This window comes from Stenotrophomonas sp. Steno-Z10-BAI (assembly GCF_056393115.1).
In genome coordinates, this window is the sequence record NZ_JBWJOZ010000002.1 from 97,077 (window position 1) to 112,980 (window position 15,904).

The following is a 15,904-nucleotide window of genomic DNA, read 5'->3' on the forward strand; positions in this document are numbered from 1 at the left end:
ACGCGATTCCGCCCGCATCGGCGCGCCGCTACAATGGCCCGATGAACGCATCCACCGACATCGATTACGCCCGTTACGACCATATCCGCCCGATCCTGTGGACCGGCGAGAGCCTGCAGCTGCTCGATCAGCGCAAACTGCCGTTCATTGTCGAGCACGTGGAGTGCCGCGACAGCGACGCGGTCGCCGAGGCCATCCACGCGCTGACCGTGCGCGGCGCGCCGGCGATCGGCATTGCGGCCGCCTGGGGTGTGGTGCTGGCGGCCAACGAGGTGCAGGCCGATGATGGCGCCCAGGCGCTGCTGAAGCTGGAACCTGCGCTGCAGCGCCTCAATGCCTCCCGCCCGACCGCCGTGAATCTGGCCTGGGCGCTGGCCCGGATGCGCCGCGCGCTGGCCCCGGCCGGTGCCGACTGGCAGCAGGTGCTGGCCGCCGAGGCCCAGGCGATCGCCGAGGAGGACCTGGCCGCCAACCGTCACATGGGCGCGCTGGGCGCTGGCTTGATCGAGGCGGGCAGCGGCGTGCTGACCCATTGCAACACCGGCTCGCTGGCCACCGCCGGCTTCGGTACCGCGTTGGGCGTGATCCGTGCCGGCATGGCCCAGCACCGCATCGCCCGCGTGTTCGCCGGTGAGACCCGGCCGTGGCTGCAGGGCGCGCGCCTGACCGTGTGGGAGCTGCAGCAGGACGGCATCGACGCCACCCTGATCGCCGATTCGGCGGCCTCGCACCTGATGAAGACCGGTGCGGTGCAGTGGGTCATCGTGGGTGCGGACCGCATCTGCGCCAACGGGGATACCGCCAACAAGATCGGCACCTACCAGCTGGCCATCGCCGCCCGCCACCACGGCGTGAAGTTCATGGTGGTGGCGCCGTCCTCCACCGTGGACATGGACACCGCCGACGGCGAGCAGATCGAGATCGAGCAGCGCGACCCGGGCGAGCTGTACGGGGTGGGCGGGACCCGCACCGTGGCCGAGGGCATCGCCGCCTGGAACCCGGTGTTCGATGTCACCCCGGGCAGCCTGATCGATGCCATCGTGACCGAACGCGGGGTGATCCTGAGCCCGACAGTGGCCAACATGCAGGCCGCCTTCGGCTGAGGCCTGCTGCGGCCCGCGCCACGACCAAGGGTCGTGGCCTGCCCGGTAGCGGCCAACCGTTGGTCGGTACCGCCGATGAGCATGGGTCGGTACCCACCCCAGCGTCCGGCAACGCCCTCGTAAGTTCCTGATTCTTGCCGGTAAAACCCCCGTAAAAGCAGGCGGAGAACGGCCTGCTGTGGTAGAATCCAACGGTTAATCGAGATTCCGGCGCAACTGCCCCGAAAGGGCGGTCGTGACGGACTGGACCGCTACCAGACAACGGAACCCGAATGGCAGAAACCGCCAAGGAAATCATCCAGGTCAACCTGGAAGACGAGATGCGCAAGAGTTACCTCGATTACGCGATGAGCGTGATCGTGGGGCGCGCACTCCCGGATGCGCGCGATGGCCTCAAGCCGGTGCATCGCCGCGTGCTGTTCGCGATGAGTGAACTCAACGCGCACGCCAACAAGCCTTACTTCAAGTCGGCGCGTATCGTCGGTGACGTCATCGGTAAGTACCACCCGCATGGCGATCAGTCGGTGTACGACACGCTGGTGCGTCTGGCGCAGCCGTTCTCGCTGCGTTACATGCTGGTCGATGGCCAGGGTAACTTCGGCTCGGTCGACGGCGACTCCGCCGCTGCGATGCGATACACCGAAGCCCGCATGTCCAAGCTCACCCATGAGCTGATGGCGGACATCGAGAAGGAAACGGTCGATTTCCAGCCCAACTACGACGAGAAGGAACTGGAGCCGACGGTCATGCCGACCCGGTTCCCGAACCTGCTGGTCAATGGTTCGGCCGGTATCGCGGTGGGCATGGCGACCAACATCCCGCCGCACAACCTGACCGAATCGATCAACGCCTGCATCGCGCTGATCGACAATCCCGAGATCGACGTCGACGGCCTGATGGAGTTCATCCCGGGCCCGGACTTCCCGACCGCAGGCATCATCAACGGCACCGCCGGCATCGTTGCCGGGTACCGGACCGGTCGTGGCCGTGTGCGCATCCGCGCCAAGGCCGAGGTCGAAGTGGCTGACAACGGCCGCGAATCGATCATCGTGACCGAGATCCCGTACCAGGTGAACAAGGCCCGATTGATCGAGAAGATCGCCGAGCTGGTCAAGGAAAAGAAGCTCGAAGGCATCAGTGAACTGCGCGATGAGTCCGACAAGGACGGCATGCGCATCTTCATCGAGATCAAGCGTGGCGAGTCGGCGGAAGTGGTGTTGAACAACCTCTACCAGCAGACCCAGATGGAGTCGGTGTTCGGCATCAACATGGTGGCGCTGGTGGATGGCCGCCCGCAGTTGATGAACCTCAAGCAGATGCTCGAGGCCTTCGTGCGTCACCGCCGCGAAGTGGTCACCCGCCGCACCGTGTTCGAGCTGCGCAAGGCGCGTGCCCGTGCGCACGTGCTGGAAGGCCTGACTGTCGCGCTGGCCAACATCGACGAGATGATCGAACTGATCAAGACCTCGCCGAACCCCACCGAAGCGCGCGAACGCATGCTCGCCCGCCTGTGGGAGCCGGGCCTGGTCGGCTCGATGCTGGGCGCCGCCGGTGCCGAAGCGTCGCGTCCGGATGATCTGCCCAAGGGTGTGGGCCTGCTCGAGGGCGGCTACCAGCTGACCGAGATCCAGGCGACGCAGATCCTGGAAATGCGCCTGCATCGCCTGACCGGGCTGGAGCAGGACCGCCTGACCGACGAGTACAAGCAGCTGCTGGAAGTGATCGCCGGGCTGATCGAAATCCTGGAAGATCCCGACCGTCTGCTGCAGGTCATCCGCGAAGAGCTGATCAACGTGCGTACCGAGTTCGGTGACGAACGCCGCACCGAGATCCGCCACAGCGAAGAAGACCTGGACATCCTCGACCTGATCGCCCCGGAAGACGTGGTGGTCACCCTGTCGCACGCCGGCTATGCCAAGCGCCAGCCGGTCAGCGCCTACCGGGCCCAGCGCCGCGGTGGCCGTGGCCGCAGCGCCGCGTCGACCAAGGAAGAGGATTTCATCGAACAGCTGTGGCTGGTCAACACGCACGATACGTTGCTGACCTTCACCAGCGCGGGCAAGGTATTCTGGCTGCCGGTGCATCAGCTGCCGGAAGCCGGTTCCAACGCCCGTGGCCGCCCGATCATCAACTGGATTCCGCTGGAAGCCGGTGAGCGGGTGCAGGCCGTGCTGCCGGTCCGCGAGTATGCCGAAGGCCAGTTCGTGTTCTTCGCCACCCGCAACGGCACCGTCAAGAAGACCCCGCTCAGCGAGTTCGCCTTCCGTCTGGCACGCGGCAAGATCGCGATCAACCTCGATGAGGGTGACGCGCTGGTCGGCGTCGGCCTGACCGATGGTGAGCGCGACATCCTGCTGTTCGCCTCCAACGGCAAGACCGTGCGCTTTGGTGAGGACAAGGTCCGCTCGATGGGCCGTACCGCTACCGGCGTGCGCGGCATCAAGATGCCCAAGGGCGAGGAAGTGGTCAGTCTGATCGTCGCCGAGAGTGCGGGTGGCAGTGAAGACGAGAACGAGGACGAGAGCCAGGTCGACGAGACCGTGATCGACAGCGGCGATGCCGTGATCGAGAACGGGGCTGACGATGACAACGCGCTGTACATCCTGACCGCGACCGAGAACGGCTACGGCAAGCGCACCCCGCTGCCGGATTACCCACGCAAGGGCCGTGGCACGCAGGGCGTGATCGGCATCCAGACCACCGAGCGCAACGGCAAGCTGGTGCGTGCGGTGCTTATGGGGCCGCGCGACGAAGTGCTGCTGATTTCCGATGGTGGCACCCTGGTGCGCACCCGTGGTTCGGAAATCTCGCGCGTCGGCCGCAACACGCAGGGCGTGACCCTGATCCGTCTGTCCAAGGAAGAGAAACTCCAGGCGGTGGAACGCATGGACGCCTCGCTGGACGAGGGTGTGGAAGAAGAGACACCGGCAGCCATCGAGGCCAGCCCGGCAGTGACACCCCCGGAGGCGTAAGCCCTGCCAGTGGGAGTCATACGGAGAACGCCGGCACACGCCGGCGTTTTTCGTTGTGGGGCAGGGGCTTGCCGGGTTTCATCGTCGGCTGTGCCGACGTTGGCGACCGCTGCAAAGAACGCGCAACGTTCACGACCCCGGTGGGATAAGAGCCGCGGGGCCGGCAGCAATGTCGGCGATCTTCGCGCTTCAGGAGAGACCGATGTCCACCACGACGCAGACCCGCCGCCCCCGCCATTGGCTGGTGGCTGTGCTGGCCATTGTCATTCTGTTGCTGGGGGTTGTATTCACCGCAGGGGGCGCTTGGCTCGCCAGCCTCGGTGGTTCCTGGTACTACGTGCTGGCCGGTGTCGGCCTGTTGATCTCTGGCGTACAGCTGTGGCGGGGCCGTTACAGCGGCGCGCTGTGGTTTGCGCTGGTGTTCGTCGGCACGCTGCTGTGGACATGGTGGGAGTCAGGCAGCAATTACTGGCGCTGGGTACCGCGCCTGGGCCTGATCGTGGCCATCGGCTTCGTGCTGTCGCTGCTGTTGCCCACGCTGGATCGCCCGGTCTCACGCAAGGTCTCGCGTGGCATCGCCGGCGTGCTCGCGCTCGTGTTCGTCGCCGCCTTCACCCTGGCCTTCGTGCCGCACGGCGTTACCGCCGCCGAGGGCGCGTTCCCCGAACCGATGACCAGCACCGGCCTGGCACCGACCGCCGATGCGCCCCTGCAGCCGGCCGACCGCCCGGTGGATGGCGACTGGGCCGCCTATGGCCGCAACAATGCCGCCACGCGCTTCTCGCCGCTGCAGCAGATCACCCCGGATAACGTGGCCAAGCTGGAGCAGGCCTGGTTGTTCCGCACCGGTGATCTGCCGGAGAAGCGCTGGGGCGCGGAAACCACGCCGCTGAAAGTCGGCGACAGCCTCTACCTGTGCACCGCGCGCAATCAGCTGGTCGCGCTCAACGCGGCCGATGGCACCGAGCGCTGGCGCTACGACCCGAAGATCAAGGACACGTCCATTCCGTACACCGCGGCCTGCCGTGGCGTCTCCTATTACGAAGTGCCGGCCACCGCGCAGGACACCGCGCTGAACGATGTCGCCGCCGATCTTGCCGTCCCCAGTGGCGTGCCGGTGCTGACCCAGGTGCCGCGCGGCGCCTGTGCCGCCCGCATCATTGAAGGCACCCTGGATGGCCGCCTGATCGCGGTCGATGCCGCCACCGGCAAGCTGTGCACAGGCTTCGGCAACAACGGTCAGGTGGACATCACCGTTGGCATGGGCGACAGCCCCGCCGGCTATGTCTCCATCACCTCGCCGCCGGCGATCGTGCAGGGCGTGATCGTGACCGGCCACCAGGTGCTGGATGGCCAGCGCCGCGACGCCCCCTCGGGCGTGATCCAGGCCTACGATGCCGTGACCGGCAAGCTGCGCTGGGCGTGGGATATGGTCCGCCCGGAACGCAACGGCGCACCGCCGGCCGGCGAGACCTATACCCGCGGCACCCCGAACATGTGGACCACCGCGACCGGTGACGACGAACTCGGCCTGGTCTACCTGCCGATGGGCAACTCGGCCGGCGATTACTGGAGTGGCTCGCGCACCGAGAACGAAAACAGATACGCCACGTCGCTGGTCGCCATCGACGTCAACACCGGCAAGCCGGCCTGGCACTTCCAGGCCGTGCGCAAGGACGTCTGGGATTACGACATGGGTTCGCAGGCGACCCTGATCGACTACCCGACCGCCGCCGGCAAAGTCCCGGCGCTGCTGCTGCCGACCAAGCAGGGCGACATGTACATCCTCGACCGCCGCACCGGCAAGCTGCTGACCCCGGCCGAAGAGCGCAAAGTGCCCACCGGCGGCGTCGAGCCGGAGCAGCGTTCCCCGACCCAGCTGTTCTCGCTGTATCACACGCTGCGCAAGCCGGACCTCACCGAGCGCGACATGTGGGGCATGACCCCGATCGATCAGCTGGTGTGCCGCATCCAGTTCCGCGAGGCCAGCTACGAAGGTTTCTACACCCCGCCGACCGCGGACCGTCACTCCATCGAATATCCCGGCTACAACGGTGGCTCGGACTGGGGCAGCGTGGCCGTGGATCCGCGCCGCGGCGTGATCGTGGCCAACTACAACGACATGCCCAACTACAACCGGCTGGTGCCGCGCGAAAAGGCGGACAAGCTGGGTTGGGTGCCGCGCGAGGAGATCACCGCCGACAAGGGCGGTGCCGAAGGCGCAGGCGATCCGCAGGTGGGCACGCCGTACGCCATCGACGTCAACGCTGGCTGGCGCCTGCCGTTCACCAAGCTGCTGTGCAAGGAGCCGCCGTACGGTGGCATCCGCGCGGTCGACCTGCGTACCGGCAAGACCCTGTGGGACCGCCCGTTCGGCAGCGCCCGTGGCAATGGCCCGTTCGGCATCCGCTCCGGCCTGCCGATCGAGATCGGCACGCCGAACAACGGTGGCTCGGTGGTCACCGCCAGCGGACTGATCTTCATTGCGGCCGCGACCGACGATCTGCTGCGCGCGATCGACCTGAAGACCGGCAAGGAACTCTGGCACACCAAACTGCCGGCCGGTGGGCAGGCCAACCCGATGATCTATGAATTTGGCGGGCGCCAGTATGTGGTCATCATGGCCGGTGGCCACCACTTCATGGAAACCCCGGCTGGCGATTACGTGATCGCTTACGCGCTGCCCAAAGGGTGAGGAGAGCCCCCGGCGCTACGCCGGTACCCGCACCATCTTACGCATCAGATGCTCCACTACACCGGCTGGATTCGCCGTGCGGCCCACATGCGTGCTCGACATCTGCACCACCGAGCTGCGTTTGGCGGTCAAGAAATGGAAACGTGCACGCGCCGGCAACTGCGCGATGGGGCCTGCGTTCGCATCGCCGCGGCAGATTGCCACGATGGCATCCAGCCACGGCTGCAGCCCTTCAATATCCAGGGCGGGCGCGAAGGCGCGCAGCCGGTCCAGATCCAGTTCGATCGCCGCTTCCAGGTGCTTGGCGCCCGGGCAGGACACGATGACCCCGACGTTGATGAACTCTTCGCGTTCCACGCGGGGCACCACGCGGATCACCGCATAGTCATACGTGTGCAGTGTGGGCACGGACGGCCTCCTGTACAAAGGCCGCGCGAACGCGAAGGCGGTGTTGCAGGTAATCGACATAGGCCTGGCGGTAGGCGGCCGGGCTGTCGAACACGGGTTCATCCACCAGCCAGCTGTCCGGCACCAGGCCGACGATGCGTTCGATCTCCGCATCGGGCAGCATCACCGCAAGACCGGCATCGACCTCGGCAATCTGCGTGGCGAAGGGCAGCAGTACATGATCGCGGATCAGCACGAAGGGCTTCTTGCAGGCCTCGCCCGCACTGGCCCAATCGTGATGGAAGTACATTGCTGCACCATGGTCGATCAGGTACAGCTTGCGATGCCACACCATCAGGTTGGGATTGCGCGCGGTGCGGTCCACGTTGCTGGTGAACGCATCGAACCACACGATCTTCGAGGCGAGTTCCGCATCGGGCTGCATCGCGGCCGGGTCGTAGTTGATCGCGCCGGGCAGGTAATCACTGCCCAGGTTCAGGCCTTCGCTGGCGCGGATCAGGTCCTGGATCTCCGGGTCCGGCTCGGTCCGCGCGAACTCGCGGTCGAGCTCGACGAACACGATCTCGGGGATCGGCAGGCCCAGCGTCCGCGCGATCTCGCCGGCGATCAGCTCGGCGATCAGGGCCTTCGGCCCTTGGCCAGCGCCGCGGAATTTGAGCACCACCATGCCGTCGTCGTCGGTCTCGACCACGGCGGGCAGGGAGCCGCCTTCGCGCAGCGGGGTGACATAACGAAGGGCGTGCACGGTTCGCACAGCGGCACCCGGAAGCAATGGAACGACAAGGGTACCGCACCGCGATACCGGTCTCGATGGCCGCCTGCGGCAGGCTTTGCCGGATCAGGTGAAAAGCCGCCGGCCATTTCTTCTGGCCCATCCTCGGGAAGGACGGCAGTGCTAGATTCGAGACGTGCCGACCGACGACCCTGCCGCGCCGGCTCCCACCATATCCAAGGGGACACGCATGCTTGCTCGTACGTTCTGGTCCACGGCGTTCACCGTGACAGCCTTCGCCACGCTGGGCACGATGCCGGCCCATGCCAGTGGCTACGCCACACCACCGGAGCGCCTGCTCAAGGTGCTCAAGGCACCGCCGCCGCCGATACCCAGTGTCGACCCGACCGGCCAGCGCCTGCTGCTGACGACCACGCAGACCTATCCCTCGATCACCCGCGTTGCCCAGCCGTACCTGAAGCTGGCCGGTGTGCGCCTGGAGCCCAAAAACCGCAGCCGCCACGACACGCCCGGCGGCTATGGCATTCCGCCGTGCGTGGGCGACTTCACCGTGGTGGAGACCGCCACCGGCCGCTCCACCAAGGTCGCCTTGCCCAGCGGTTGCGCCGGCATGGCGCTGTGGTCGGCTGACGGCCAGCGCTTCGCGTTCCAGAACGTGGCCGATGACAGCGTGCAGCTGTGGGTCGGCGATGCGGCCACCGGTCAGGTCCGCCAGGTGCCGAAGGTGGCGCTCAATCCGATTTTTGGCAGCACCGTGCAGTGGCTCGGTGGCAGCCAGCAGCTGCTGGTCAAGCTGGTACCCGCAAAGCAAGGTCCGGCGCCAAGCGCCGAAGGGGCGATCGGCCCGGACATCCAGGAATCGCTGGGGACGGCGGGCGAAAGCAGTACCTACGAAGCCCGCGATACGCTGACCAGTGCGTACGACGAGGCGCTGTTCGCCTATTACGGCCAGTCGCAGCTGGCGGTCGTGGATACCACCTCCAACACCGTGCGCACCGTGGGTGCCCCGGCGTTGCTGGACAGCGTCGGGGCCGCACCGGATGGCGTGCATGTGCTCACCAGCACGCTCAAGGCACCGTTCTCGCACGCGGTGACCTACCAGCGTTTCGCCAATGACGTGGCGGTGCTGGATCTCGCCAGCGGCCGCAGCACGCCGATTGCCAGCCTGCCGCTGGCCGACCGCGTACCGGTACACGGCGTGCCGGAAGGCCCACGCGATTTCGATTGGCGCGCCACCGATCCAGCCACACTGGTCTACGCCGAGGCGCTGGACAAGGGCGACTGGAAAGTCACCGTCCCGCATCGCGACCGCGTGCTGATGCTCAAGGCTCCGTTCACCGCCAAGCCGACGGAGATCGCCCGCACCGCGCAGCGCTTCGAAGGCCTTGCCTGGACCGCGCAGCCGGACGTTGCCTTCCTTGATGAGAACGACGAGAACCGGCATTGGCGCCAGACCCGCATCGTCAACGTGGACAAGCCGAAGCAGGAAGGTCGCCTGCTGTGGGATCTTTCCAGCGATGAGTTGTACGAGGACCCGGGCAATTTCGTTTACCAGCGCCTGCCCAACGGCGCCTACGTGGTGCGCCAGGAAGGCAACAGCGTGTTCCTGCGCGGGCAGGGTGCTTCGCCGCAGGGGGATCGTCCCTTCCTGGATGCACTCAACCTCGGCAGCCTGAAAACCGAGCGCCTGTTCCGCAGCGATGCCGATGCCTATGAGCAGTTCATCGGCTTCAGCGCGATGCCTGGCCACCTCCTCACGTGGCACCAGTCGGTGACCGATGCGCCGAATGCGTTCGTGCGCCTGTTGGGCGAGCGGGTCGCCGCCGCCACGCCGGGCGAAGCGCAGTTCGCGTCGAAGCCGGACGCACTGACCCACCTGGTGGACCCGACCCCCGAAGTGCGTCAGATCAAGAAGCGCCTGGTGACCTACAAGCGCGCCGATGGCGTGGACCTGTCGTTCACCCTGTACACGCCGCCGGGTTACAAGGAAGGCCAGCGCGTCCCAGCGATTCTCTACGCGTACCCGGCCGACTTCGCCAACGCGGCGCAGGCGGGGCAGGTGTCCGGTTCGCAGCAGACCTTCACCCGCCTGGCGCCGTACCGGCTGATGCTGCTGGCCGGCTACGCGATCATCGACAACGCCTCGTTCCCGATCGTCGGCGACCCGAAAACCGCCTACAACACGTATCTGGAACAGCTTGAAGCCGATGCGAAGGCCGCAGTGGACAAGGCCGTGGAGCTGGGCGTGGTCGACCGCAACCGGATCGGTGTCACTGGGCACAGCCATGGGGGCCTGATGACCGCCAACCTGATCGCGCATACCGACCTGTTCAAGGCCGGGGTCGCCACCAGCGGCTCGTACAACAAGACCTTCACCCCGTTCGGGTTCCAGAACGAACGTCGCTCGGTCTGGCAGGCGCAGGACGTGTACCTGAAGGCCTCGCCGTTCTTCTACGCCGACAAGATCAAGCTGCCGCTGCTGCTGGTCCACGGCGAGGATGACGCCAACCCGGGCACTGAGCCATTCCAGTCGCGCAAGCTGTTCCAGGCGATCCGCGGCAATGGCGGCACCACCCGCCTGGTGATGCTGCCGCACGAACCGCATTGGTACACCGCGCTGGAATCCAATGAGCAGCTGGTGTCGGAAATGCTGACCTGGTTCGACACCTATGTGAAGAATGCGCCGCCGGCCAAACGCTGAGGCGAGACATCGGTAGCGCCGCTCATCAGTAAGCCGCGATACGCATCAGACCCACGGCCGCCCTCAATGGGCGGCCGTTCTGCATTCCTGGGCGGGGGATGGAATTACACTCGGGTCAGACCACAAGGACGCAGGCATGGATATCCAGTCTTGGGGACCGGCGGGCAGCGGGATCGTTGGCGGCATCATCGCCACATGGCTCGTCGCGTACTGGGCGAGGGGACTGCAGACGCACTACCGTGGCTGGTCCAGGGCCTCGCTGCGGCGCCGTCACCGCACCACGACCCGGGTCGCCAACATCCTGTTTTTCGTGGGGCTGTTCAGTGGCTTGGCCCTGTACCCGCTGGGCGGATTTGCCCACAACGATCACCGGCCGGCGTTCCTCGGCTTCGGGCTTGCCTCGCTGTTGCCCCTGCTGGCACTGGTCGTCATTCCGTTCCTGACCGGCCGAAGCATACGGGAAGCGTTCGTTGCCTTCGCGATCGGCCAAGGGGCGCCGGTATGGGCCACCTATCTGCCGCTGGCTGGCGGCCTGGTCTGCCTGGTCGTGGCACTGGTGGGCTTTCTTCCCATCGGCCGTTGAGATGGCGGACCGACGCGCGACGGGTGGACCTCGCCCGGCCCGGCGGGCAAAGTGCGCTTCAAGGGGATGCCGGGGACCGGGGAGCGAGGGATCGAATGCAGCAGACACCATTACAACCCACCGGTCCCGCCACGCGGCGTCGGTGCAGCCGCTGGCTGTTCGTCCTGGCAGCGCTGGCGTTCGCCCCGCTCATGGCGGTGGCGCAGACCGCTCCCGCGCCCGTTGATTCCGCAACGCAGGTTCCCGACCGCCCCCGCACCTGCCTGGTCCTTGGCGGTGGCGGTGCCCGCGGCGCGGCCCATATCGGCGTGCTCAAGGTGCTCGAGCGCGAGCGCGTACCGATCGACTGCATCGTCGGCACCTCGATGGGCGCGGTGGTCGGCGGCCTGTATGCCTCCGGCTACACCGCCGATGAGATCGAGGCGGTGCTGGACCGGATCGACTGGGCCGAGGTGCTGCGCGACAAACCGCCACGCGATGAGCGCAGCATGCGTCGCAAGGAAGATGACCTGCGCCTGCTGGGCGGCGTCGAAGTCGGCCTGAGCAACGGCAAGATCGCGTTCCCGCAGGGCCTGATCCAGGGCCAGAAGCTGGAGATGCTGCTGCGCCGCCTGTTGCTGCCGACCTGGCAGGTGCGCGATTTCGACCAGCTGCCGATTCCGTTCCGGGCGATTGCCACGGACATCGTCAGCGGCGAGAAAGTCGTGTTCGCGCAGGGCGACCTGGCCTTGGCGATCCGCGCGAGCATGTCGGTGCCGGGCGTGTTCGCGCCGGTCCGCTATGAGGACCATCTGCTGGTCGATGGCGGCGTGGTCGACAACGTGCCGATCGACGAAGCGCGCCGGCTGGGCGCGCAGCGGCTGATCGTCTCGGGGGTCGGCTCGCCGCTGATGACCGAGGCGCAACTGGATTCGCCGCTGGCGATCAGCCACCAGATGGCCAGCGTGCTGATGCAGCGCGAAGTACTGGCGCAGTTGGCCACGCTCGGGCCACAGGATCTGCTGATCACACCGCCGCTGGGCGATATGGGCAGCCAGGATTTCAACCGCTCACCACAGGCGGTCGGCGTCGGTGAGCAGGCCACGCAGGCCGAGGTCGCGGCAGTTCGTCGCTTCCAGGTGGATCACACCCGCTACGCCGCCTTCCAGCGCCAGCATCGGCCGCCGGCATATGAAGCGCCGATCGTGGCCTTCATCGATGTGCTGCGCGATAAGACACGTACCGCGCGCTATATCGAGCAGCGCCTGAAGCCGGAGGTCGGCCAGCCGCTGGCGCCGGACCGCGTGGAGCAGAACGTGGCCACGGCCTACGGCGAAGGCCGCTACCAGCAGGTGCAGTGGCGGCTGGAAGAGCGCGACGGGCAACAGGGCCTGGTGCTTGCACCGCAGGACAAACGTTGGGGTCCGGATTTCCTGCATTTCGCGCTGCGCCTGTCCGATGATTTCGACGGCAGCAGCAACTACCAGCTCATCACCGAGCTGACCCGTACCGGCCTCAGCGAGCAGGGCGCGGAGCTGAAACTGCGCGTGGGGCTGGGCGAAGTCGAAGAGGCCTTCGCCGAGTACTACCGGCCGTTCGGCAGCAGTGGCCGGCATGCGCTGTCCACCTATGCCAAGTACCGCGCCACCGATCTGGACCTCGCCCTGATGCGCGGCGGCGCACTCGCCGAGTTCCGTTACAGCCAGTGGCTGGGCGGCTTGCGCTGGGCATACTCGCCGCATCCGGATTGGGAAATCGCGCTGTTCGGCGAGCGTGGCCGTGAGCGCCTGCGCCTGGACGTCGGCAACCCGACCGAGCTGGGCAATTACCGCGCGGACATGGGCAGCCTCGGTTGGCAGCTTCGGCACGATTCGATCGACAGTTCGGCTTTCCCGAGTCGCGGCCAGCGCCTGTCGCTCACGCGGCAGCACTATCTCGATGCACTGGGCACCGACAATTCGGCGGCGGTCACGCGGGTGCAGTGGGATGGGGCATGGGCGCACGGTCACAACCGCTGGCTCGGTGGCCTACGCGCCTCCTCCGCACACGGTGGCGATGATCTGCTGGCCACCTACGGTTTCCTGGGTGGGTTGGGAAATCTGTCTGGCTATCCGGAAGAATCCATCTTCGCGCCACAGACCGCGCTGGCGAGAGTGGAGTATTACCGTCGCGTCGCGCACGCCGATTCGCTGCTGACCATCCCGCTGTACGTCGGTGGCAGCGTGGAGTGGGGCGGATTCTGGCAGCGCCGCGAGGATGTCAGCCTGGATGGCATGCAGACCGCAGGCAGCCTGTTCGTCGGTGCCGATACGTTCCTGGGACCGGTGTTCCTCGGCTACGGCCGCGCGCAGGGTGGGCACACTTCGTTCTATCTGACCTTTGGCTCACTGCTGCGGACGCTGGATGGGTTCTGATGGGTTCTGCGCTTTATCCTGTGCAGCCATGTTGTTGGTGTGATGCCGATGAAATCGATGTTCCTGGCCGTGGTGCTCCTGCTGTCTGCCGGCCACGTGCATGCCGCTGATGCACCGTCGCTGCCGCCAGCGTGGACGCAGATCGGCATCACCGTCGGCATGCCATACGCGCAGGCCAAGGCGCTGCTCATCAAGGCCGGATGGCTTGTATCCGCGCCCGACAACGAGGGCACGCCCGTCTTTGCCGCGCATCCCGAAGTGGATTGCGGGCAGGGCTGGGACGCGATCTGTTCGGCAGGCTTCCATCGCGGAAACGAGGCTTACGGGTTGGTGCTCACACCGACCGATGATGACAAACTGCTGGTGCAAGGCGTCTTCTGAAAGGAGTGACACGGATGTCCAAACCTGACGTGGTGGTATTCGATTTCGACTTGACGCTGACCGGATGGGAGACCGCAAGCCGGTTCTTCAAAACGCTGCTGCGACGCCAGCCGTGGCGGATCGCCGGTGTGGTGCTGGCGCTGCCGGTGCTGGTTCCGCTTTGGGCGCTGCCGCACACGCGGCGGCTGCCCGTCCGCTTCTCGGTCTGGATGGCCACGTTCGGACGTAGCGGTGAGGCGCTGGCTGCGCTTGCGGTCGCGCATGCCGACGAGGTGTTTGGCGGACCGGAGCCGGTGTTCCTGGCGCAAGGCGTGGAACGGCTGCGCAACCATCTCGCGCAGGGCGACCAGGTGGTCATCGCCACGGGGTGTTGGGAGCCGCTGGCGCAGGCGCTGCTCGAACGCGAGGGTCTGCAGGACGTCCCATTGGTCGCCTCCACCCTGCGCCCCTGCCTGGGAGGGTGGGTCAGCGAGCGGCATTGCCTGGGTGAGAACAAGATTCCGATGCTGGCCGAGCGCGGTTATCCGCCGCCGTGGCGCGTCGCCTACACCGACCACTGCGCCGATCTGCCGCTGTTGCGCAACAGCGCGCAGTGGTATCTGGTCAGCCCGGGGGAGGAGTGCCTGCGCCTGATCGAACAGACAATGATGACCAAGGCGCAGATCCTTCCCTGGCGCGACGCCTGAGCGCTCCTGTCACTGCGCGACCAGCGCGAGCCTCAGTCCTCTTTCATCGCCACTTCCGCCGCAAGCAACGCTTGCGCGGCCCTGCTCAGTTCCGGCGAAGGCACGATGGGCGCGCCGATGGCCTCCATCATCTGATCGGTGGAGACGAACCGGCGATGCCGGCGGTCGTAGATGCCGGTGATCAGCAGGGCACGCGTGGCGACCTTTTCCTCCTCGCCGATCAGCACCCGCTGCTCCATGATGATGCGCGTGCCGACCCAGCCGGCCAGCCGCGTCTCCAGCACGAAGCGCTGGAACGGCTTGAGCTCGCGCCGGAACTGGATGCTGCCGCCACTGACGATCGGGGCCCACTTCGAGCGCCATGCCACCCGGCCCAGGCCCATGCGGAATACCAGATCGAGCCGGCCCAGGTCGAAGATCGTCCAATAGCGGCCGTTGGTCATGTGCAGGTTGCTGTCGATGTCGTTGGGCAGCACCCGGAAGGTCAATCGCGACACGGCCAGCGGGGCGGTGAGTTTGGCTCGGAACGGCGTGGACAGCAGCAGGAACAGCAGGCGGAACCAGAGATTCATGGGCGTGGGTGCTCATCTATAACAGTCGTCATAATTCAAATACGCTAATCTATGACACTCGTCTTAGCAAGGAGTCCGGCCCATGAGCGCACGTCATTCCGATGCACCGCAGCGCGTTGTGGCTGCGGCCGCGGAAATGCTGGCCACCTACGGACTCAATGCCTCCAGCGTCCGCGAGGTCGCCAGGCGCGCGCAGGCGCCGTTCGGTTCTACGTATCACCACTTCCCGGGCGGCAAGCAGCAGGTGCTGGCCGAAGCCACGACATTGGCGGGTGCCAAGGTGGATGCGCTGCTCGATACCTGCCTGCAGGGAGCGGCCCCCGAGGGGCTGCACCTGTTCCTGGCCGCGTGGCGCGAGCGCTTGATCCGTTCGGATTTCCACGTGGGCTGCCCGGTGCTCGCGGCGGCGGTCGAAGAGCCGATCGACGATGCCCCCGACGATGCACGGCGGGCCGCGGCCGAGGTATTCGCGCGCTGGGAAGCGCGGCTGACCGAAGCGCTGGCCCGCGGTGGCCGCTCGCCCGAGCAGGCCAATGGCATTGCCACCATGATCATCGCCAGCATCGAGGGCGCGGTGGCGATGAGCCGGGCCACGCGCGACATCGGCCCGTTCGATCGCGTCGCAGCGCAGCTTGTTTCCCTGGTCGCCGATCGCTGAGACTGTCGGCCTGCCGCAA

Annotated in this window: 12 protein-coding genes; 9 read left to right on the top strand and 3 right to left on the bottom strand. The window is 66.5% G+C overall.

The window, feature by feature from the left end; translation table 11 throughout:
- Nucleotides 1-41: 41 nt before the first annotated feature.
- The 3 genes from mtnA to AC06E9_RS05340 all read left to right on the top strand — a co-directional run bounded on the left by mtnA (nt 42) and on the right by AC06E9_RS05340 (nt 6,770).
- Complete coding sequence (mtnA, locus tag AC06E9_RS05330; protein WP_282262134.1) at nt 42-1,103, top strand: S-methyl-5-thioribose-1-phosphate isomerase; 1,062 nt, start codon at nt 42-44, stop codon at nt 1,101-1,103.
- 272 nt (nt 1,104-1,375) lie between these two features.
- On the top strand, nt 1,376-4,075 hold the full coding sequence (gene gyrA / locus AC06E9_RS05335; protein ID WP_121037823.1) for a DNA gyrase subunit A: 2,700 nt from the start codon (nt 1,376-1,378) through the stop codon (nt 4,073-4,075).
- 202 nt (nt 4,076-4,277) lie between these two features.
- Nucleotides 4,278-6,770 carry a membrane-bound PQQ-dependent dehydrogenase, glucose/quinate/shikimate family gene (locus tag AC06E9_RS05340; protein ID WP_478055623.1) on the top strand — a complete coding sequence of 831 codons (2,493 nt, stop codon included), beginning with the start codon at nt 4,278-4,280 and terminating at the stop codon, nt 6,768-6,770.
- A gap of 15 nt (nt 6,771-6,785) precedes the next feature.
- On the opposite strand, the gene AC06E9_RS05345 is transcribed toward AC06E9_RS05340, so the two are convergent.
- Nucleotides 6,786-7,178, bottom strand: coding sequence for a DUF3037 domain-containing protein (locus AC06E9_RS05345; RefSeq protein WP_121037817.1), 393 nt, complete (start codon nt 7,176-7,178; stop codon nt 6,786-6,788).
- Nucleotides 7,156-7,932: a HipA family kinase gene (locus tag AC06E9_RS05350; protein WP_121037814.1), complete on the bottom strand. Its 777-nt coding sequence runs from the start codon at nt 7,930-7,932 to the stop codon at nt 7,156-7,158. Before AC06E9_RS05350 ends, AC06E9_RS05345 begins: the two co-directional genes overlap by 23 nt.
- A gap of 208 nt (nt 7,933-8,140) precedes the next feature.
- Here AC06E9_RS05350 and AC06E9_RS05355 point away from each other — a divergent pair, with 208 nt between their 5' ends.
- The 5 genes from AC06E9_RS05355 (at nt 8,141) to AC06E9_RS05375 (ending at nt 14,655) form a co-directional block, all read left to right on the top strand.
- Entirely contained in the window at nt 8,141-10,612 is a 2,472-nt protein-coding gene (locus tag AC06E9_RS05355) for a S9 family peptidase (protein ID WP_478055624.1), read from the top strand.
- Between the two features lie 136 nt (nt 10,613-10,748).
- Entirely contained in the window at nt 10,749-11,195 is a 447-nt protein-coding gene (locus AC06E9_RS05360) for a hypothetical protein (RefSeq protein WP_478055625.1), read from the top strand.
- Between the two features lie 95 nt (nt 11,196-11,290).
- Nucleotides 11,291-13,588 (top strand): patatin-like phospholipase family protein, encoded by a 2,298-nt coding sequence (locus AC06E9_RS05365; RefSeq protein ID WP_478055626.1) that lies wholly within the window; start codon nt 11,291-11,293, stop codon nt 13,586-13,588.
- 48 nt (nt 13,589-13,636) lie between these two features.
- Nucleotides 13,637-13,969: a hypothetical protein gene (locus AC06E9_RS05370; RefSeq protein ID WP_478055627.1), complete on the top strand. Its 333-nt coding sequence runs from the start codon at nt 13,637-13,639 to the stop codon at nt 13,967-13,969.
- A gap of 14 nt (nt 13,970-13,983) precedes the next feature.
- A complete protein-coding gene (locus tag AC06E9_RS05375; RefSeq protein WP_478055628.1) occupies nt 13,984-14,655 on the top strand; it encodes an HAD family hydrolase in 672 nt (223 codons plus the stop codon).
- Nucleotides 14,656-14,687: 32 nt separating this feature from the next.
- On the opposite strand, the gene AC06E9_RS05380 is transcribed toward AC06E9_RS05375, so the two are convergent.
- Complete coding sequence (locus tag AC06E9_RS05380) at nt 14,688-15,227, bottom strand: acyl-CoA thioesterase (protein ID WP_478055629.1); 540 nt, start codon at nt 15,225-15,227, stop codon at nt 14,688-14,690.
- 82 nt (nt 15,228-15,309) lie between these two features.
- Here AC06E9_RS05380 and AC06E9_RS05385 point away from each other — a divergent pair, with 82 nt between their 5' ends.
- The gene (locus AC06E9_RS05385) at nt 15,310-15,885 is read left to right on the top strand and encodes a TetR/AcrR family transcriptional regulator (RefSeq protein ID WP_478055630.1); all 576 of its coding nucleotides are present in this window, start codon (nt 15,310-15,312) and stop codon (nt 15,883-15,885) included.
- The last annotated feature ends 19 nt before the right edge of the window (nt 15,886-15,904 follow it).